This window comes from Kitasatospora sp. NPDC005751 (genome assembly GCF_040630835.1).
GTDB lineage: Bacteria > Actinomycetota > Actinomycetes > Streptomycetales > Streptomycetaceae > Kitasatospora.
Window position 1 is genome coordinate 377542 of sequence record NZ_JBEXYC010000001.1, and the last position, 19791, is coordinate 397332.

Sequence of the window (19791 nt, forward strand, 5' to 3'; positions counted from 1 at the left end):
CCGATTGACGCGCAGGTCAGCGGCCTGCCGCTGACTTGGCGGCAGCCGTCCGCGCCGTCGGCGACGGGCGCGCCGACGGGGACGAAGACGGAGGCGGGGCCCCGACCCGGCGTCCGGCGGCCCGCGCCGGGGCGGCGCCACCGGACGCGTCCACGGCGGCGCCTCCCCGGCCGGGTCAGTCGCTCTGCGGCCCCGCGAGGTTCCTGGTCAGCCACTGCAGCGTGTCCGGGATCATCTTCTTGAAGTCGCTGGTGAGGTGCTTGCCGCCGGCCTGCTCGTAGTACTCGACCGAGAGCGGCGGTGCGGCCTTGGCGACCCACGCCTTGACCAGCTTCATCTCGAACGGGTTGGCGCCGCCCGCGGTGGCGAGCAGCTTCACCTCGGCCTTGCCCTGGGTGACCAGCAGATCGGGGCTGTTGGCCTGCCGCTCCGCCTCGTGACCCTTCCAGAGCGGCGAGTCCGGGTTGAAGTAGCCGTCGATCGGGACGGCGGCCTTGAACTTGTCCGGGTGCTGCAGCGCCAGCTTGGCACTGCAGAACGCACCCGTGGAGGCACCCATCAGGCCCCAGCCGTCGCGGCCCTTCACCGTCCGGAAGTTGGCGCGGACGAAGTCCGGGATGTCCTCGGCCATCCAGGTGCCCATCTTGGGCTGGCCCGGGATGTCGGCGCACTCCAGGGCCTTGGCCTCGTTGGAGTCGAGGTTCTGCACCGGCATGATCATGATGAACGGGTGCGCCTTGCCGGCCTTCGCCAGATCGGCGTCGATCTCCTGGATCGGCAGCTGGTTGTCGGTCCAGGTGTTGTATCCCGCGCTCTGGCCGCCCGCGTAGAGGGTGAGCACGGGGAAGCCGGTCCGGGCGTACTTCGGGTCGTTGTACTGGGGCGGCAGCCAGACCCAGACCTTGCCGGAGACGCCCGACTTGGGCCCGTTCAGCGTGGTCATCAGGATCTGTCCGGCCGCGGTGTCCCGGGCCTTGCCGAAGCTCGCCTCCGGGCCGGTGGGCATGAGGACCTTGCCGGCCGGGTTCGGGGCCGTCGTCGTCGGGGTGCCGGGGGCGGCCGTCGGGCTGCCGGGTGCGGGGGTGCCGCTCGCCGTACCGGCGCCGCCCTTGGCGCTGCTCGCCTTGGCGGCGTCCCCCTTGCCGCCGGCATCCGTACTGCCGCACGCCGCCAGCGAGGCGGCCAGGGCGAAGGCGGCGGCGCCGGTCAGGGCGGCACGGACACGGGTGGACTGCGGCTGCACGGTGAGGACTCTCCGACCGATGTCACGCCCGGCCCCTCGGGAGCCGGCCGGCGGCCCCCGGGTGGGGCCGGACAGACCCGGGGTGCGACGTCACGCCGGTCCCCGGGGCGGCGGCGCGCCGCCCCTCGCGGGAGCGCGCCGTCCTGCGATCTTATGACGTGGACCCGGGCGGCCCGGTTGCGCTGCGGCCTGCGCCGATTCAAGGTTTGTCCCCGATCGGGTCAAGCCCCGCAGGCGCCCCCGCCATCCGGCGGGTGGCCCGCCCCGCCGGGTGGCGGGGGGCTCCCCCGGGTCCCCCACAACCGACGGCGCGCCGGACGGGAGGGGGCCGGACTTTGGGACCTTCCACCAGTGACTCGGGGCGGCGGATCGGGAACGATCGCACCTGCCGTCGACCGACGGGCCGCCCGAAGACCCTCCGAGGAGTACCGCCATGCCACAGCAGATCGCCGTCGTCACCGGAGCCGGCAGCGGGGTGGGGCGCGCCGTGGCCGTGGAGCTGGCCGCCGCCGGGTGGCTACCCGTGCTCGCCGGACGGCGGGAGGAGCCGCTGCGCGGGACGGCCGAACTCTGCGCGGCGGCCGGACCGGGCGGCGGGGCGGCCGTCGTGGTGCCGACCGACGTCACCGACCCGGCGGCGGTGGACGTGCTCTTCGCGGCGGCCGCCGAGCCGTTCGGCCGGGTCGACCTGCTGTTCAACAACGCCGGGACGTTCGGCGCGCCCGCCGCGGTGGACGAGCTGGACATCGCCGAATGGCGGGCGGTGGTCGACCTCAACCTGACCGGCGCCTTCCTCTGCGCCCGGGCAGCGTTCCGGCAGATGAAGGCCCAGGACCCGCGGGGCGGCCGGATCATCAACAACGGCTCGATCTCCGCGCACGTGCCGAGGCCGCACTCGATCGCGTACACCGCGACGAAGCACGCCGTCACCGGGCTGACCAAGTCGCTGTCGCTGGACGGGCGTCCGTACCGGATCGCCTGCGGGCAGATCGACATCGGCAACGCGGCGACCGAGATGACGGCGGCGATGAGCACCGGCGTGCGGCAGGCGGACGGGCGGATCGCGGTGGAGCCGACCATGGACGTCGCGGACGTGGCCCGCACGGTGCGGCACATGGCGGAGCTGCCGCTGGAGGCCAATGTGCAGTTCGCCACGGTGATGGCGACCGCGATGCCGTACATCGGACGCGGCTGACCCGGGCCGCGGGGGCACCCGGCCGACGCGGGCCGCGGGGCACCCGGCGCTACTCGTCGTGGGAGTGGCGGTAGCGCCGTCGGCCGCCGGTCTCGTCCAGCCGGTAGACGCTGGTGGTCGGCCAGTACTCGCCGGCCTCCGCGGCGGGCAGTTCGGCCCGCAGCACCATCCGCAGCGAGGGCGGCGGAGCCGCGGCGTGGACCCGCTTGCGGTGACCGTCCCAGCGGCCGCCGCACAGTTCGACGTCCAGGACGGCGGGGGTGGTTCTCATCCCGTGATGCTGACAGCGTTCACCCGTACCGGGGCGGCGAAGCGGCGGGATCCACTCGCCCGGGGTAGTTGCCGGGCGGCGCGCTGACGGCCGCCCGGGGAGGGTGGCACGCTGACGGCCGCCGCCCTCCCCGACGCAGGGCGGAGGGTGGCGGCCGTCGGCGCGGGTCAGCCGCGCCAGGTGTCGTTCAGGACCAGGCCGCCGGAGGCCGGCACCGTCGCCGTGCGGTTGGCGCCGGACTCCCAGGTCACGGCCCCGGAGGCGTCCTTGCGGACGTACTTGTACTCGAAGGACGTGCCCGCCGGCATCGTCACGTCCAGCTTCCAGACCGGGTACGCGGCCGAGGAGAGCGGCAGCGCCCGGGCCGGGTCCCAGCCTCCGAGTGCGGCCGTGCCGCCGACCACGAAGATGTTCTGCCCGGGCACGGTGCTCGCGTTGACCGCGAAGGAGGCGCCGCCGCTCACCGGCGTCCCGCCGCCGGAACCGCTGGAACCGCCCGAGCTGCCCGCGCCGCCGGGAGCGCCCACGTACAGCGCCACCGCGTCGCCCGCGCCGACGGTCGCGGTGAAGCGGCCGTCCGGGCCGACGGTGTAGGACGGGCCGCCGCAGCCACCCGCCGCCGGGTCGCCGTGCTGGACGTCGCAGTAGGAGCCGGCCGGCAGCGAGGTCTGGAAGGTCTGGGTGACCGGCCCGCTCTCGCGGTTGATCGCCACGAAGCCCTTGCCGCCGCGCCCGAAGGCGATCGCGTTGTTGCCGTTGGACCACCAGTTGGTGATCCCGGTGCCCGCCACCGCGTTGCGGAAGCCCACCATGTTGGCGACCTGCCGCCAGGCGTGGGTGCAGTTCCAGCCGTCGCTGTAGCAGGCGTTGACGGTGCCGCCGTTGGGCGGGCCGTCGTCGTGGCCGGAGAAGGCGTAGCCGGAGTAGACGTTGGGCGAGCCGTAGGGGTCGGCCAGCATGAAGACGTTGGCCAGGGTGTAGGCGGAGCCGTCCTTGTAGGTCAGCGTGGAGCCGTTGCGCTCGGTGTCCCAGTTGTCGACGAAGGTCCGGGCCTTGTCGCCCGGCAGCAGACCGGAGCCCCAGGAGGCGAGGTCGGCGATCCGGCCGCCCTGGAAGGCGCTCTTCAGCCAGGTGCCGGAGCGGAACTCGTCGACGTCGCCGGTGCCGGTGTACTCGGTGGGCTGGATCGGCTCGCCCGCGCCGTAGATGACCTCCTGCACCCAGTACGCGTTGGGGTTGGCGGTCTTCGCCTTGATCGCGGCGAGGTCGGCGGCGGCGATGTGCTTGGCCGCGTCGATCCGGTAGCCGTCGACGCCGAGCGAGGCCAGGTCGTTCAGGTAGCCGGCGATGGTCTGCTGGACGTAGGAGCTGCCGGTGTTCAGGTCGGAGAGGTTGACCAGTTCGCAGTTCTGCACGTTCGAGCGGTCGGCGTAGTTGCTGATCGCGGTGCGGCAGGAGTGGAAGTCCTGGTCCTGGTAGTACCCGGGGTAGGTGTACTTGCTGTAGTTGGTTCCACCGGTGCCGGTCCCGGAGCCGGCCGACATGTGGTTGATCACCGAGTCGGCGATCACCTTGACGCCCGCCGCGTGGCAGGTGTCGATCATGCTCTTGAAGGACGCCCGGTCGCCGAGGCGCCCGGCTATCCGGTAGCTCACCGGCTGGTAGGACGTCCACCACTGGCCGCCCTGGATGTGTTCCTGGGGCGGCGAGACCTCGACGAAGCCGTAGCCCTTCGGGCCGAGGGTGTCGGTGCAGGCCTTGGCGACGGAGTCGAAGCGCCACTCGAAGAGGGTGGCCGTGACGTCCTTGCCGTTGCCGGGTGGGGCGGCCTGGGCGGTGGGGGCCGCGCCGAAGGCGGCGGTGAGCGAGAGCGCGAGCGCCGCGGAGGCGGCGAGCGCGCCGGCCGTCCGGGCAGGCCGGCGGACGGGGGCGGTGGTGACCACGATGTCTCCTGGGGGCTGGGGTGGGGCAGCCTGGGGTACCGCGCGTGAAAGGTTGCTGAAACTTGCAGGAAACTTGCAGCGCTGAACCTAAGGTCACACCGAGAGCCCGTCAAGACCTTGGGAACAACGTTCCCGCAGCCCGGGAAACCTCGTATACGACCTTCCACTCGTCGCGCGGCGCGGCGATGCCCCCGCGCGGTCTCGCACGGGGGCATCGCCGTAGTGTCTCCAGGGCAGCTCAGGGCCACTCAGCGCCGCTCAGGACGGCGGGGCGGGCCTCAGACGGCGTCCGGCCCGCGCTCGCCGGTGCGGACCCGGACGACGGTCTCCACCGGCACCGCCCAGACCTTGCCGTCGCCGATCTTCCCGGTCCGGGCGGCCCGGACGATCTCCTCGATCACCTGGTCCGCGTCGGCGTCCTCGACCACCACCTCGATCCGGGCCTTGGGGACCAGGTCGATCCGGTACTCGGCACCCCGGTAGACCTCGGTGTGCCCGTGCTGGCGCCCGTACCCACTGGCCTCGGTGACGGTCAGTCCGTGCACCCCGATGGCCTGCAGGGCGTTCTTGACCTCGTCCAGCTTGAACGGCTTGACGATCGCGGTGATCAGCTTCATGCGGAGGGGGTCCTGTCGGAGGAGTGCGTGAGCACGGTGGTGGCATGGGCGGTCGTACCGTGGCCCAGGACGCCGTGATCGTACGCGGTCTCGGCGTGCACGGCGAGGTCCAGGCCGGTGAGTTCGTGCTCCTCGTCGGCACGGAAGCCCATCACCCGGTCGACCGCCCGCCCGATCCCGTACGTCATGGCGAACGCGTAGACGGCGACGGTGGCCACCGCGGCCAGCTGCTTGCCGAGTTGGCCGAGGCCGCCGCCGTGCACCAGCCCGACCGGGCCGCCGGTCATCGCGGCGCTGGCGAAGAGGCCGATCAGCGCGGTGCCGATGACCCCGGCGACGAAGTGCACACCCACCACGTCCAGCGAGTCGTCGAAGCCGAAGCGGAACTTCCAGCTGACCGCGTACGAGCAGACCACGCCCGCCGCCAGCCCGATCACCAGCGCACCGAGCAGGTCGACGCTCCCGCAGGAGGGGGTGATGGCGACCAGGCCGGCCACCGCGCCGGAAGCGGCGCCCAGGGTGGTGGCGTGGCCGTCCCGGCGCTTCTCGACCAGCAGCCAGCCGAGCAGCCCGGTGCAGCCGGCCGCCTGGGTGTTGAGCAGCGCGGACGCGGCCAGGCCGTTGGCGCCCAGCGCCGAGCCCGCGTTGAAGCCGAACCAGCCGAACCAGAGCAGGCCCGCGCCGAGCAGCACCAGGGGCAGGTTGTGCGGGCGCATCGCCTCCTTGCGGAAGCCGATCCGGGGGCCGAGCAGCAGGGCCAGGGCCAGTCCGCTGGCCCCGCAGTTGACCTCGACCACCGTGCCGCCGGCGAAGTCGAGCGCGCCGAGCTTCGACAGGATCCACCCGCCGGGCGCGAACACCCAGTGCGCCACCGGGACGTAGACCAGCAGCGTCCAGACCGCGGTGAAGGCGACCCAGGAACCGAACCGCGCGCGGTCCGCGATGGCGCCGCTGATCAGCGCGGCGGTGATGATCGCGAAGGTCAGCTGGAAGGTGGCGAACAGCACGGTGGGGACGTGGCCGGTGAGCGAGGAGGGGGTGATTCCAGCCATCCCGAGGTGGTCCAGGCCGCCGATCAGCCCCCAGCCGCCGACGTCCGGGCCGAACGCGAGCGAGTAGCCGGCCAGCAGCCAGACCACGGTGACCACGGCGATGGAGACGAAGCTCATCATGATCATGTTGAGCACGCTCTTGGTGCGGACCATGCCGCCGTAGAACAGCGCCAGGCCGGGGGTCATCAGCAGGACGAGTGCGGTACTGGCCAGCAGCCAGGCGGTGTCTCCGGTGTCGAGGCCGGGCGACGGGTCAGCCAGGAACATAGGGGCGTGCCTTCCCACGGGCCCGCGCCAGGGAGGAGCGCGGGTCGGTTGGGAGAGTGTCGCGAGGGCGGATTTCTGGTTGCGGACGGACACGTTTCGCCCGTGTTTCGTGTTGCCCGGCGGTTGCCCCGCGGTTGCCGGTCCGTTTCCGGAAGCTCACGCCCCGCGCCCGCCGGGCGGGCCCCCGGACGGGCCGCCCGCCGCACCCACGACGCAGGGCCCGGCAGCCGTGGCTGCCGGGCCCTGCTCCCTGTCCTACTTGGTTCTACTGACCGCCGGAGCGGGTCAGCTGGTGGCGATCGAGGTGTCGTCGATCACGAAGCTGGTCTGCAGCGAGGCGTCCTCGGTGCCGGCGAACTTCAGGGTGACCGTCTGGCCCGCGTAGGACGAGAGGTCGAAGGTGCGGAGCTGGTAGCCCGCGGCGGCGTCCACGTTCGAGTAGGTCTTCAGCGCGGTGCCGTTGACCGTGACCGCCAGCTTGTCGTACACCGTCGAGCCGGTCTCGGCCGTGTCGATGTGCAGGTAGAAGCTGAGCGAGGCCTTGCAGCCGGCCGGGATGGTCACCGTCTGCGAGAGGTTGTCCGAGTGGGCGGAGCCGTAGCCGTTCAGCCAGGCCTTCCAGGTACCGCCGTGCGCGGCCTGCGAGGCGCTGTTGTCCACGACACCGCTGGAGGCGGTCCACGGGGCGGCGCTGCCGGTCTCGAAGCCGGCGTTGCCGAGCAGCTGCGCCGGGGTGCAGCTGCCGCCGCCGCCGAAGACGGTCCAGGTGAAGCTGGTGGAACCGGTCTTGTTGGCGGCGTCCTTCGCGGTCACGGTCACGTTGTACGTGCCCGCGGTCGTGGCGGTGCCGGTGATCTTGCCGCTGGAGCTGATCGACAGGCCGGTCGGCAGGCCGGTGGCCGTGAAGGTCAGCGGGGCGGTGCCGCCGGTGGCGGCGATCTGCAGGTTGACCGAGCCGTTCAGCGCGGTGCTCTGGTTGCCCGGGCTGGTGACGGTGACGCCACCCGGGTTCGGAGCGGTGCCCACGTTGACGCCCGCCCAGGCGGTGCTGACCGCGTTGAGCTCGGCGCTGCCGGCGCCGTACAGGTCGGTGGCCGCCTTCTCCGTCGCGGTGCGCGCCGCGGCGTAGTTGGTGGTGGAGGTCATGTAGGTGGTCAGCGCGCGGTACCAGACCGCCGCCGCCTTGTCCCGGCCGATGCCGCTGACGGCGATGTTGCCCTGGGTCGGCGAGTTGTAGCTGACGCCGTTGATCACCTTCGCGCCGCTGCCCTCGGACAGCAGGTAGAAGAAGTGGTTGGCGACACCGGACGAGTAGTGGACGTCCTTGTTGCCGACCGTGGAGGACCAGTAGTCGGCCGAGCCGCCGTCCTTGGAGGGCTTGTCCATGTAGCGCAGCGGGGTGCCGTCCCCGTTGATGTTGATCAACTCACCGATCAGGTAGTCGGGGTTGTCGGTCGGGATGTTGGCGTAGAACTCCACCATGGTGCCGAAGATGTCCGAGGTGGCCTCGTTCAGGCCGCCGGACTCACCCGAGTAGTTCAGGTTGGCGGTGGCCGCGGTGACGCCGTGGCTCATCTCGTGGCCCGCGACGTCGAGCTCGGTGAGCGGGTGGGTGTTGCTGTCACCGTCGCCGTAGGTCATGCAGAAGCAGGAGTCGTCCCAGAAGGCGTTCACGTAGTTGTTGCCGTAGTGGACGCGGCTGTAGGCGCCGACACCGTCGTTGCGGATGCCGTTGCGGCCGAAGGTGTTCTTGTAGTAGTCCCAGGTGGCCGCGACGCCGTAGTGGGCGTCGACCGCGGCCGACTCGCTGTTGGCGACGGTGCCGTCGCCCCAGCTGTCGGTCGACTTGGTGTACAGGGTGCCGGTGCCCGAGGTCCCGTGGTTCAGGTTCGTGGTGTACATCCCACCGCGAGCCCCGTCCTTCATCTGGTACGAGGAGCCCGACTGGGTCGTACCGATGGTGACGTTGCCGACGAAGACGCCCTTGCCGGTGCCGGTCTGGATGCCCTCGAACTTCTGGATGACCTGGCCGGAGGTCGCGTCGGTGACCACGTGCAGCTTGCTCGGGGTGCCGTCGGCCTCGGTGGAGGAGACGACCGTCTCCCACGCGAGGCGCGGGCTGTTGTCGGCGGCCCAGACCACCAGGCGGGGCGCGGACTCCAGCGCGGCGCCCGACTCGGCGGCCAGCGCGGCGGACTGCGCGGCCGGCGCGGCCAGCTTCGGCGTGGTGCTCACGCCGGTCAGCGGGGCGGTGCTGGCGCGGTCCACGCCCTTGGTCGCACCCGTGGCGCTCTGGTGCACGACCAGGTCGCCGCCGAGAACCGGAAGGCCGTTCAGCGTGCGCTCGTACCGCAGGTGGCGAGTACCGTCGGCGTCCTGGGAGACGTCCTTGGTGACCAGCTTCTCCTCGCTGCCCAGGCCCAGGGTCTGGGCGAGGGCGGCGGTCTGCCCGGTCGCCGAGGCGATCAGCTGGGCACGGCTCGCCTGCTGGGCGGCGACCGCGGCCGGCGCGTCCGGGGTGGCGGCCTGCGCGATGACGGGGATGCCGGTCACCAGAAGCGCGGTGGAGGCGGCCATGACAACCGCTGCCTTCCGAGCCTGGGTGTAACGGGACATGCGGACTCCTTTTCCGACCGACGCGGGGTGCGCGTGCGGTGGAGAGAACCTGGCCGCAGGGTTGCGGCGCAGTGGGGGCCCCCGCCGCCGGGTGCGCGGCGCGGGTGCGGTTGCGGAGCAAAGACCGAGCAGTTGCTGGCAGGAAGAGGCGCTGAACCTGACCTGGGACAGCCGCACCGGGGGGTGGGGCCCCCTCGTCTGCAGCCGGGGGAATCGTGGCAGTAAACGAGCCGTGAATGACAGATGCATGCCACTGATTGGCCGATTAGCTACCGGGACCGTTCATCCGTCGGACCCCCGTCCGTGTTACAGGCGCGGGAACTACCGACGACGGTTTTCATCGCCACCCGGAAGGTTCGATCACTTCCGGCGGGCACTGACCAGCGCTCAGGGCCCGCTCGGCGTCCGCATGGTGGACCGTGCTGCCGGGCGGATCCGTCACCTCACCTTTCCGGCCGTGCCAACGACGGTTTTCGGCCACCCGCGTGCCGGGCAGCGGCGGGAAATACCACGGCCCCGCGCCGCCCGAGGGCGGTGCGGGGCCGGGTACGGCGGAGCGTCAGTTCTGGACGAAGACCGCCACGGTGCGGCCCGGCACGGTGAAGGTGCCGGTGGCGGCGGCGAAACCGGACTGCCGGACCACCGGATCGGCCCCGCCCGCCTGGACCGGGTGCAGCGCCTGCGCCGTCCCCTTCAGGGCGGCCACGGTCTGGCTCTGCGCGGTGGGCGTGGCGTTGAACACCACGGTGATGCCCTTCTGCGCCCCGGCCAGCCCGGTGCCGTCCAGGTGCAGCGTGATCACCCCGGGCGTCTCGCCGGGCGTGCCGGAGAGCGGGTAGGAGAGCCGCTGCTGGACGGCGGCCAGGGTGGGCAGCGAGAACAGCGGCGAGCCCTGCTTGATCCGCAGGAACTGCTGGTACTGCGCGGTGGTCGCCCGGATGTCGGCGGCCCCCATCGCCAGCTTCGGATCGGCCAGCAGCGACTTGGCGGCCGGCCACATCTGCTTGTTGTCGGCCGCCGTCGGCACGCCGCGGCCCCAGCCGTTGCCCTGCGCCGGGTCCCACTGGATCGCGTTGAACCAGTCGCCCGAGTCGTAGGAGTTGGCGTCCAGCGACTTGGAACGCAGCAGGTCGGTGCCGGCCTGGACGAAGCCCGGCCCCTGGGTGAGCGCGGTCAGCGAGAGCGCGAGCGCCTGCATCCGGGCCCGGTCGGCGGGCGCGGTGGTGGCGGGCAGCTTGTAGGCCAGCGCGTCGAACAGGTCGGTGTTGTCGTGCGCGTCCACGTACTCCACCGCCTCGCCCGGCACGGCCGCGTACCCGGTCGGGGCGCCGTTGTAGTCGACGCCCGCGCCCGTGACGGCCCGGCCCGCGCTGTCGGTGAACGCGTAGCCGGCCAGGTTGCCGGTGAGCGCCACCTTGAGCTGGTCCATCTGCTTGAGCAGCCGGTCCTTCTGCTCCTGCGGCGTGCCGTTGGCCGGCGAACCGTTGGGGTCGGAGTACAGGCCCGAGGCGAAGCCCTGCTGCGGGGCCGAGGAGAGCTGGAAGTTGCCGCCGCGCGCCGCGTCCCGGATCCGGTCGTCGAACGTGGCGATGCCGGTGCCGGCCATGTTCAGCTGGGTGGCCTGCGCGAAGCGGGCGTCATTGGCCACGACGCCGAAGTTCCAGCCCTCGCCGTAGAGGAAGACGTTCTTCCCGTCGACGCCGTCCGAATCCGGTGTCATCCTGCGCAGTGCGGCCTGCACGTCCAGCATGGTGGACCTGGGATCCAGGCCCATCAGGTCGAAGCGGAAGCCGTCGACCTTGTACTCACGCGCCCAGGTGGTCACCGAGTCCACCACCAGGCGGTTCATCATGGCGTGCTCGGGCGCGGTGTCGGCGCAGCAACTGTCGGTCGTCACCTTGCCGTTGGCGTCGAGCCGCTGGTAGTAGCCGGGGACGACCCGGTCCAGCACCGAGTGCTCGGCCTGGCCGGCGGCGGCGGTGTGGTTGTAGACCACGTCCAGCACCACGCGCAGCCCGGCCTGGTGGATCGCCTGCACCATCTGCCGGAACTGCACCGTCCGGGCGGTGCCCTCCGGGTCGGTGGCGTACGAGCCCTCCGGCACGTTGTAGTGCAGCGGGTCGTAGCCCCAGTTGTAGGCGTCCTCGGCGGCGACGGCCGCCACGCACTCCTGCTGCCGCTCGCTGTCCGCCGCCAGGGCCTTGAGGTCGCAGGCCGGCAGCTTCTGCTGGGCCCGGTTCTCCCGGATGGTGGCGATGTCGAAGGTCGGCAGCAGGTGCACGGTGGTGACGCCGGCCTGGGCCAGCTCCCGCAGGTGCCGCATGCCGGCCGACTGGGACTCGGTGAAGGCCAGGTAGGTGCCGCGCTCGGCGGCCGGCACCGTGCCGTCCTCGACCGAGAAGTCCCGGACGTGCAGCTCCTGGATCTGCTGCTGCGCCGGCGGGACGGCCTTCGGGACGGTGTGGTCGTCCCAGCCCTTGGGCTTCAGCGCCTTGGCGGCGAGGTCGGCGACCAGGCTCCGCCCGGAGTCGGCGGACAGCGCCACCGAGTACGGGTCGGTGACGGTGTTGACCACCAGCTGCTGGACGGACGGCGCCCAGACCTTCACCTGGTACAGGTAGTACTTGCCGTCCAACTCGGCCTTGTCACGGACGAGTTCCCAGACACCGGTCTCGTCGTCCAGCTTCAGCGGGACGGTCTTCGGGGTGCCGCCGGCCGGTCCGTCGAAGAGCTGGACGGAGACCTCCCGCGCGGTCGGCGCCCAGACCGAGAGCGCCACCTTGCCGTTGTAGTAGGCCGGTCCGAAGTCCACCCGGCCGGTGCGGCGGGCGTACAGGTCGTCCAGCACGCCGGGGGTCTGCACCCCCGTCGCGGCCAGCGCGGCGCCGCTGGGCAGGTGCTCGGTGAAGAGCAGCTGGCTGCGGAGCGCGGCGGGCACCCGGGTCGCGTCGCGGGCGTCCACGGTGAAGGCCCGGTAGCCGGCCAGGTGCGGGAAGGCGGCCTTCTGGGCGTCGGTCAGCCCGGCGGCGGGGGTCAGCCGGATCCACTGCCCGGCCTTGCTCAGCACGCCCTTCTCGGCGCGGATGCCGCCCTCGGGGTCGTACACCAGTTGGGCGCTGGTGCCGCCGGCCAGTGCGGCGTCGTTGGCGCCGTACCCGGCGGGCACCACGACCGTGCGGGCGTCGATCCACTGGGCCTTGGCGGAGCCGGGGTCCAGCTGCGAGGCGGCGGCGGCGTTCTGCGGGAGCAGGTAGCCCTCCCGGCCGCCCAGGATCCAGACCTCGTGGCCGTTGGCGGCGAGGTCCAGCGACTGGTCGGTCGGCAGGTCCTTGTCGTTGCCCCGGTGCAGGACGTAGCTGAGGCTGGTGGCTCCGGGAGCCAGCGGCACCTCGAAGACGGCGCCGAAGGCGTCTCGGCGGACCGGCAGCAGCGGGTTGCCCCAGTCGGTCGGGGTGGCGGCGCCGGTCCAGTCGTGCAGGCCCCAGCCGGTGTAGTCGCCGTCGGCCCGGTTGTAGTGGATGACGGCGGTGCCGGCGGGCTGGGTGTTGGCGGGCCCGGGGTTCGCCGTCCGGACGGTCGGGTCACCCTCCTTGAGCCAGACCTCGCCGGTCGCGCCGACGTCGAGGTGGCGGTCGGTGTCGACGTCCTTGACGCCGTCCTTCTCGACGACGAAGCCGACGTCCGAAGCCCCCTCCTTCAGCTTCACGTAGGCGAAGGCGCCGTAGGCGTCCCGGCCGGTGAAGCCGTGCCCGGCGGGCCAGGGGGTGGCCTCGCCGTCCGCGAGGTCGCCCCAGGCGTAGAGGTTCCAGCCGTCGTAGTCGCCGTCCTCGCGCTGGTAGTGCACGACGGCGTACGGGCGGGCGGTGGCGCTGGGCGCCGGGGCGGGGACGGGGGTGCCGGTGGTGAAGCTGCCGGTGGCCGAGCGCAGGTGGCCACTGGAGTCCTGGACCACGGCCTTGTAGCGGACCACCGTGCCGGGCTGCACGGCGCCGAGGTCCTGGGTGACCCGGTACGTCCCGTTGTCGGCGGTGCCGAGGGTCCGCCAGGGCGCGTCGCCGATCTGCGCGGCGAAGGTGACCCGGTCGAAGCCGCCGCCGTCGACGTCCGCGCCGACGGTGACGGTGCCGGTGGAGCCGTCGGCCGGGGTCCGCAGCGCGAGCGTCGGCGCGGCCGCGACCGGCGCCAGCTTCCCGGCGGCCTTGAACACCACCGAGGAGAGCGCGGGCACGGTGACGGTGACCGCGCGGTCCGCGCCACTGGTCAGCCGCTCCCCCGCGGCCGGGTAGATCCGGTCGAAGCCCTGGCCGGCCGAGAAGGTGTCCAGGGTGACGGTCTTCGCCTCGGCCGCGTTGTTGACCGCGACCAGGTACTCGACCTGCTGCCCGGCGTCGATCCGGGAGAAGGCGTAGACGCCCGCGCCGTCGGCGGCGTACCGCTCGATCTGGGCGCCGTCGGCGAGGGCCGGGTGGTCCCGGCGCAGCGCGGCCAGCCCGGCGATGCCCCGGTAGAGCTCGCCGTCGCGCCCGTAGCGGTCGGCGGAGCCGGAGGGGCCGCCGAGCACCCGGTCCGTGTTGTAGGAGGGGGTCCGCGAGGCGAAGAGGTCCTGCCGGGCGTCCTTGTCGCCGCCGGCGCCGGTGAAGCCCTGCTCGTCGCCGTAGTAGACGACCGGCTGGCCCCGGGTGAGGAACTGCAGCTCGGAGGCGAGCCGGTCCTTCTTCAGCAGGGTGGCGTCGTCGGCGCCCGGGTTGTCGCCGAGCAGGAAGGACCCGAAGCGGCCCATGTCGTGGTTGCCGAGGAAGGTCGGCAGCTCGTAGGCGTCGGTGTCGGCGGAGGTGTAGCGGTAGTCCTGCCCGTACACGTCGGCGAGGCCGCGGGCCGAGCCGCCCTGCGAGACGTAGGAGCGGGCGGCGCTCTGGAACGGGAAGTCCAGGGTGGCCTGGAGCCGGCCCTTGGTGACGTACGGCGAGGTGACCGCCGGGTCGCTGGAGAGGATCTCGCCGAACATGAAGAACTTCTTGTTGCCCTGCTTGGCGGCGAAGTCCTTGAGCGCGGGCGCCCACTGCTGCCAGAAGGCCATGTTGACGTGCTTGACGGTGTCGATCCGGAAGCCGTCCACGCCGGCGTCCTTGACCCACTGCTGGTAGACCTTCTCGAAGCCCTGGACCACCTTGGGGTTCTGGGTGTCGAGGTCGTCCAGGCCGGAGAAGTCGCCCTCGGTGGCGGACTCGCCGACGAAGGTCGAGTCGCCCCGGTTGTGGTAGAGCGCGGGGTCGTTGAGCCAGGCCGGGGCCTTGGCGGCGGTGTCGGCGGGCTTGCGGAAGACCGGGCTGTAGGGGAACGAGTCCTTGGTCAGCTTCGGCCAGGCGGCCGGGGAGCCGGCGCCCGCGTCGGCGACGGCGGTCTCGTCGACCGGCCGGCCGTCGGCGTCCAGCACCGGGTAGGCCCCGGTGGAGCGGTAGCCGTACTGCTGCTGCGCGTAGTCGATGACGTCGGCGGTGTGGTTGGTGATGACGTCGAAGAAGACCTTGATGCCCTTGGCGTGCGCCTTGGCTATCAGCTCCTTGAGCTGGTCGTTGGTGCCGAAGTGCGGGTCGACCTGGGTGAAGTCGGTGATCCAGTAGCCGTGGTAACCGGCCGAGGCCTGGTCGCCGGCGCCCTGGACGGGCTTGTTCTTGAAGATCGGGGCCATCCAGATCGCGGTGGTGCCGAGGTCCTGGATGTAGTCGAGCCGCTGGAGCAGGCCCGCGAGGTCGCCCCCGTGGTAGAAGCCCTTGTCGGCCGGGTCGAGGCCGTGGTCCAGCCGGCTGCCGGTGATGCCCCCGGTGTCGTTGCCCGGGTCGCCGTTGGCGAAACGGTCCGGCAGGACGAAGTAGAACTGCTCGCGGGAGAGGTCGTGCCGCCCGGCGGTGGCGGCCAGCGCGGCGTCCGAGGGCGGGCCGGGCGGGACCGCGGCGAAGGCCGCGGGAGCCGCGCCGCCCAGGGTGGCGGCGGTCAGCGCGGCGGCCAGCAGCACGGCCGTGCGGCCGGGTCTGCGGATCGGGGTGGTGCTCCGTCGGCGTGTGCGGCGGGGCGGGACATCGGCCACTGAGGGCTCCCTTGCGGGGGTAAGGGTGTCGAGTTGCCAGGACGCTAGCGGTCTGCAATCTGTTTCAGCAAGATGCAGAAGGGGTTTCGGTCCCGGAAATTTCGGCCCCCGGCGTGCCGCTGCCCGCCCCCGATTGCGCCACCCGGGGCACTCGGCGTGAGAATAGGACGTATGCCCGTCCCGCCGGTTCGTACCAGATCCCACAGCACCCCCTACCCCGGTGGGAGCAGTCCCCTAGCCCTCAAGGGGGACAGTCGGTGAAGAATCCACTTCCAGAGGATGAGCAGACGGCTACGGGACGTCTGGCAGACTTCTCGTCCATGGGGGAACCGACCGAGATCCAGCAGACCGGCGCCGAGCGCGCCGCGGCGGCGGCGCACGGTGGCAGTTCCGCAGCGGGCCCGGCCGGCTCCGGCCGGGTGCCCGACGGAGCCACCCGCGTCGCCCAGTCCCGCGCGGCCGCGCTGCGCGGCCGCATCCGTGACCAGCGCCGTTCACCGGCGCGACCGCGGATCTGGTTCGAGCTGGCGCTGATCGGGATCAGCTACTGGGTCTACTCCCTCGTCCGCAACGCCGTCCCGGAACAGGAAGCGATAGCCCAGAAGCACGCGGGCTGGATCTGGGACTTCGAGCAGAGCCTCGGCGTGGCCGTCGAGCGCTCGGTCAACCACGCGGTCGACAAGTTCTCGTGGCTGATCGTCGGGATGAACTACTACTACGCGACGCTGCACTTCATCATCACCATCGGCGTCCTGGTCTGGCTCTACCGGCGCCACCCGGGCCGCTACGCCGCGGCCCGCACGGTGCTGTTCGTCACCACCGGCATCGCCCTGGTCGGCTTCTACTTCTTCCCCCTCGCCCCGCCCCGGCTGATGACGGACGGCGGCTTCATCGACACCCTGAAGGTCCACAACACCTGGGGTTCGATGGCCTCCGGGCCCGCCACGCACGTCTCCAACCAGTACGCGGCGATGCCCTCGATGCACATCGGCTGGTCGCTCTGGTGCGGCCTGGCCATCTTCTTCCTGGCCCGCGCGGCCTGGGTCCGCGCGCTCGGCCTGCTCTACCCGGTGGCCACCCTGGTGGTGATCGTCTCGACCGCCAACCACTTCTGGATGGACGCCGTCGGCGGCGTCGCCTGCCTCACGGTCGGCTTCGTCGTGGCCCGGCTGATCTACCACGTCTGGGTCTACCGCCTGCCGAAGGTCCCGGCCCGGGGGGCGGCGGACGAGCCGATCACGGTGCCCGAGCAGTGGAGCGAGCCTGCGGTGAGCGCCGGACGGCGCTGAGACCGGTACGGCGAAGGGCCCGCGGAGCTTTCCGCGGGCCCTTCGCCGTACCCGGGGGCCCTTGCCCAGGGCCCCTTCGCCGGACCTCCGGGGGCCGGGGCGCAGCGATCCTCCGGTGGCCGGGGCGCAGCCGGTCGGGGATCAGCCGTAGAACAGCCGCTCCACCACCGCCCGGGCCCGCCGGGTGGTGCGCCGGTAGTCGTCCACCAGCTCGCCGCTGTGCCCGGCGCCGTACCCGAGGTAGCGGGCCACCGCGGCCAGCTCCCGGGCCTCCCCGGGGAAGCTGTCCCCGGGCCGGCCGCGGACCAGCATCACCGCGGAGCGCACCCGGGAGGCCAGCACCCAGGCGGCGTCCAGCACCGCCGCGTCCTCCGCCCCGACCAGCCCGGCCTCGGCGGCGGCGGCCAGCGCGGGCCTGGTCCGGGTGGTCCGCAGCGCCGGCAGCTCGTGCCCGTGCTGGAGCTGGAGGAGCTGGACGGTCCACTCCACGTCGGCCAGTCCGCCCCGGCCGATCTTGGTGTGGGTGGTCGGGTCGGCGCCGCGCGGCAGCCGCTCGGCCTCGATCCGGGCCTTGATCCGGCGGATCTCCACCACGTCCCGCTCCGGCACCCCGGAGCCCGGGTAGCGCAGCGGGTCGATCAGCTGCCGGAACCGCTCCCCCAGCTCCGCGTCCCCCGCCACCGGGTCGGCGCGCAGCAGTGCCTGGCTCTCCCAGGCGTGCGACCAGCGCCGGTAGTACGCCGCGTAGGAGGCGAGGGTGCGCACCAGCGGGCCGTTGCGGCCCTCCGGGCGCAGATCGGCGTCGACCACCAGCGGCGGCTCGGTGGACGGCCCGGAGAGCAGCGTGCGCAGCTCGTGGCAGACCGCCTGGGCGGCCCGGGCGGCGTCCTGGTCGAGCGAACCGAGCAGCGGCTCGTGGACGAAGAGGACGTCCGCGTCGGAGCCGTAGCCGAGTTCGTGCCCGCCGAACCGGCCCATCGCGATCACCGCGATCCGGGTCGGCAGCTCCCCGTGCCGGGCCTCCCAGCCGGCCGTGCAGGCGCGCAGCGCGCCCTGGAGGGTGGCCGCGTTGAGCGCGGTGAGCGCCTCGCCCGCGACGTCCAGGGCCTCGGCCGGGTCGTCACCGAGCCGCCCGAGGACATCGGCGGCGGCGGTCCGGAACAGCTCCCGGCGCCGCACCGAACGGGCGGCGGCGACGGCCGCGGGGGCGGAGTCGGCGCGGCCGACGGCGGCCAGTATCTCCTGCTCCAGGGCGGGCCGGCCGCGCGGCGCCAGGCCCTGCGGGTCGCCCAGCATGGCGACCGCCTCGGGGGCCCGCAGCAGCAGGTCGGGGGCGAGCCGGCCGGCCGAGAGGACCCGGGCCAGCTGCTCGGCGGCGGCGCTCTCGTCGCGCAGCAGCCGCAGGTACCAGGGGGTGCGGCCGAGCGCGTCGGAGACCTGGCGGAAGTTGAGCAGCCCGGCGTCCGGGTCGGCCGAGTCGGCGAACCAGCCCAGCAGCACCGGCAGCAGGGTCCGCTGGATGGCGGCCTTGCGGCTGACGCCGGAGGCCAGCGCGGTCAGGTGGCGCAGCGCGGCGGCCGGGTCGGCGTAGCCGAGCGCCTCCAGCCGGGCCCGGGCGGCGTCCGGGCTCAGCCCGGTCGCACCGGTCGGCAGCTCGGCGACGGCGTCCAGCAGCGGCCGGTAGAACAGCTTCTCGTGCAGCCGGCGGACCTCGACGGCGTGCCGCTTCCACTCCCGCTGGAGGGCGGCGACCGGGTCGGCCCGGGTGTCGTCGTTGATCAGCGGGGCGAGCGAGCGGGCCAGCCGGCGCTGGTCCTCCTCGCCGGTGGGCATCAGATGGGTGCGGCGCAGCCGGTGCAGCTGGATCCGGTGCTCCAGCGAGCGCAGGAAGCGGTAGGCGGTGTCCAGCGAGGCGGCGTCGGCCCGGCCCACGTACCCGCCCCGGGAGAGCGCGCCGAGTGCCTCCAGGGTGTTGCCGCTGCGCAGTGCCGGGTCGGTGCGGCCGTGCACCAGCTGGAGCAGCTGGACGGAGAACTCGACGTCGCGCAGGCCGCCCGGGCCCAGCTTGAGCTGGCGGTCGAGCTCGGTGACGGGGATCGAGTCGATCACCCGGCGGCGCATCTGCTGCACGTCGGTGACGAAGTTCTCCCGGGCGGCTGCCTGCCAGACCATCGGTTCCAGCGCCGCCAGGTAGGCGGCCCCGAGCTCGGCGTCCCCGGCGACCGGACGGGCCTTGAGCAGCGCCTGGAACTCCCAGGTCTTGGCCCAGCGCTGGTAGTAGGCCTGGTGGCTGGCCAGGGTGCGGACCAGCGGGCCGTTGCGGCCCTCGGGGCGCAGGTTGGCGTCCACCGGCCAGATGGTGCCCTCGCCGGTGGTGTCCGCGCAGAGCCGGGTGAGCGCGGCGGCCAGCCGGGTGGCGGCCTTGACCGCCTCCTGCTCCTCGACGCCCTCCCGCGGTTCGGCGACGAAGATGACGTCCACGTCGGAGACGTAGTTGAGTTCGCGCCCGCCGCACTTGCCCATGCCGATGACGGCGAGGCGGCAGGCGCCGGCGGCCTCCGGGTCCTCCTCGGCGGCGATCTCCAGGGCGGTCTGCAGGGTGGCGCCGGCCAGGTCGGCCAGTTCGGCGGCGGTCTGCGCGAGGTCGGTGGTGCCGGTGAGGTCGCGGGCGGCGATGGCCAGCAGGCAGCGGCGGTAGGCGATCCGCAGCGCGTCCGCCGGGCTGACGGCGGCGTCCGCCCGCAGGCCCTCGCGCAGCGCGCGCCGGAAGTCCTCCGGGCCGGGGTGCATGTCGCGCAGTTCGAAGGTGACCAGGACGTGCCAGTCGTGCGGGTGCCGGGCCAGGTGGTCGGCGAGCGCGGTGGACGCGCCGAGCACGCCGAGCAGCCGGTCGCGCAGCGGCTTGGAGGTGGTGAGGGTGTCGCGCAGGGTGTGCCGCTCGGTCTCGTCGGCGCCCTCCAGCAGCCGGGCCAGGCCGAGCAGGGCGAGGTCCGGGTCGGCCGTGGCGCCGAGCGCGTCCAGCAGCACCGGGTCGTCGGCCAGTCCCTCCAGACCGGGCCCGGCGAGCAGCCGGACGGCCTGCGCCGGGTCGGTGAACCCGCGCCGGACCAGCCTGATCTCCGGCCGGCTCACCCGGCTCCCGGCCCGCTGCTCCTCCATGACCCCTCCATCCGCCCGTTCAGCAGGTTACGCGCCCGCACGGCGCCGCGCCGG

General features: G+C 72.9%; 10 protein-coding genes. 2 read left to right on the plus strand and 8 right to left on the minus strand.

All coding sequences use genetic code 11. The features are described 5' to 3' along the window. Positions 1-175 precede the first annotated feature (175 nt). Positions 176-1243, minus strand: a complete 1068-nt coding sequence (locus ABZ497_RS01710) for an alpha/beta hydrolase-fold protein (RefSeq protein WP_359802742.1) — start codon at positions 1241-1243, stop codon at positions 176-178. A 433-nt stretch (positions 1244-1676) separates the two neighbouring features. On the opposite strand from ABZ497_RS01710, the gene ABZ497_RS01715 reads away from it, so the two are divergent. Next, positions 1677-2438 (plus strand): SDR family oxidoreductase, encoded by a 762-nt coding sequence (locus ABZ497_RS01715; RefSeq protein ID WP_359802743.1) that lies wholly within the window; start codon positions 1677-1679, stop codon positions 2436-2438. Between the two features lie 49 nt (positions 2439-2487). Here the strand turns inward: ABZ497_RS01715 and ABZ497_RS01720 are convergent, their stop codons facing one another. From ABZ497_RS01720 to pulA, 6 genes are all read right to left on the minus strand, one after another. Further along, entirely contained in the window at positions 2488-2709 is a 222-nt protein-coding gene (locus tag ABZ497_RS01720; protein ID WP_329487364.1) for a hypothetical protein, read from the minus strand. 167 nt (positions 2710-2876) lie between these two features. After that, positions 2877-4655: a carbohydrate-binding module family 20 domain-containing protein gene (locus ABZ497_RS01725; protein ID WP_359802998.1), complete on the minus strand. Its 1779-nt coding sequence runs from the start codon at positions 4653-4655 to the stop codon at positions 2877-2879. A 275-nt stretch (positions 4656-4930) separates the two neighbouring features. Next, the gene (locus ABZ497_RS01730; protein ID WP_329487365.1) at positions 4931-5269 is read right to left on the minus strand and encodes a P-II family nitrogen regulator; all 339 of its coding nucleotides are present in this window, start codon (positions 5267-5269) and stop codon (positions 4931-4933) included. Continuing rightward, a complete protein-coding gene (locus tag ABZ497_RS01735; protein ID WP_359802745.1) occupies positions 5266-6588 on the minus strand; it encodes an ammonium transporter in 1323 nt (440 codons plus the stop codon). Before ABZ497_RS01735 ends, ABZ497_RS01730 begins: the two co-directional genes overlap by 4 nt. Before the next feature lie 285 nt (positions 6589-6873). Then, on the minus strand, positions 6874-9204 hold the full coding sequence (locus tag ABZ497_RS01740) for a M4 family metallopeptidase (RefSeq protein ID WP_359802746.1): 2331 nt from the start codon (positions 9202-9204) through the stop codon (positions 6874-6876). 559 nt (positions 9205-9763) lie between these two features. Next, positions 9764-15217: a pullulanase-type alpha-1,6-glucosidase gene (pulA, locus tag ABZ497_RS01745; RefSeq protein WP_359803000.1), complete on the minus strand. Its 5454-nt coding sequence runs from the start codon at positions 15215-15217 to the stop codon at positions 9764-9766. 392 nt (positions 15218-15609) lie between these two features. Between pulA and ABZ497_RS01750 the strand changes: the two genes are divergently transcribed. Further along, positions 15610-16578: a phosphatase PAP2 family protein gene (locus ABZ497_RS01750; protein ID WP_359802748.1), complete on the plus strand. Its 969-nt coding sequence runs from the start codon at positions 15610-15612 to the stop codon at positions 16576-16578. A 141-nt stretch (positions 16579-16719) separates the two neighbouring features. On the opposite strand, the gene ABZ497_RS01755 is transcribed toward ABZ497_RS01750, so the two are convergent. Next, positions 16720-19737, minus strand: a complete 3018-nt coding sequence (locus ABZ497_RS01755; RefSeq protein ID WP_359802750.1) for a bifunctional [glutamine synthetase] adenylyltransferase/[glutamine synthetase]-adenylyl-L-tyrosine phosphorylase — start codon at positions 19735-19737, stop codon at positions 16720-16722. Between the last annotated feature and the right edge of the window lie 54 nt (positions 19738-19791).

Coding starts and splice junctions, on each gene's coding strand:
- ABZ497_RS01715 (WP_359802743.1), top strand. CDS start 1,677: ATGCCACAGCAGATCGCCGTCGTCACCGGAGCCGGCAGCGGGGTGGGG.
- ABZ497_RS01720 (WP_329487364.1), bottom strand. CDS start 2,709: ATGAGAACCACCCCCGCCGTCCTGGACGTCGAACTGTGCGGCGGCCGC.
- ABZ497_RS01730 (WP_329487365.1), bottom strand. CDS start 5,269: ATGAAGCTGATCACCGCGATCGTCAAGCCGTTCAAGCTGGACGAGGTC.
- ABZ497_RS01735 (WP_359802745.1), bottom strand. CDS start 6,588: ATGTTCCTGGCTGACCCGTCGCCCGGCCTCGACACCGGAGACACCGCC.
- ABZ497_RS01740 (WP_359802746.1), bottom strand. CDS start 9,204: ATGTCCCGTTACACCCAGGCTCGGAAGGCAGCGGTTGTCATGGCCGCC.
- ABZ497_RS01750 (WP_359802748.1), top strand. CDS start 15,610: ATGGGGGAACCGACCGAGATCCAGCAGACCGGCGCCGAGCGCGCCGCG.
- ABZ497_RS01755 (WP_359802750.1), bottom strand. CDS start 19,737: ATGGAGGAGCAGCGGGCCGGGAGCCGGGTGAGCCGGCCGGAGATCAGG.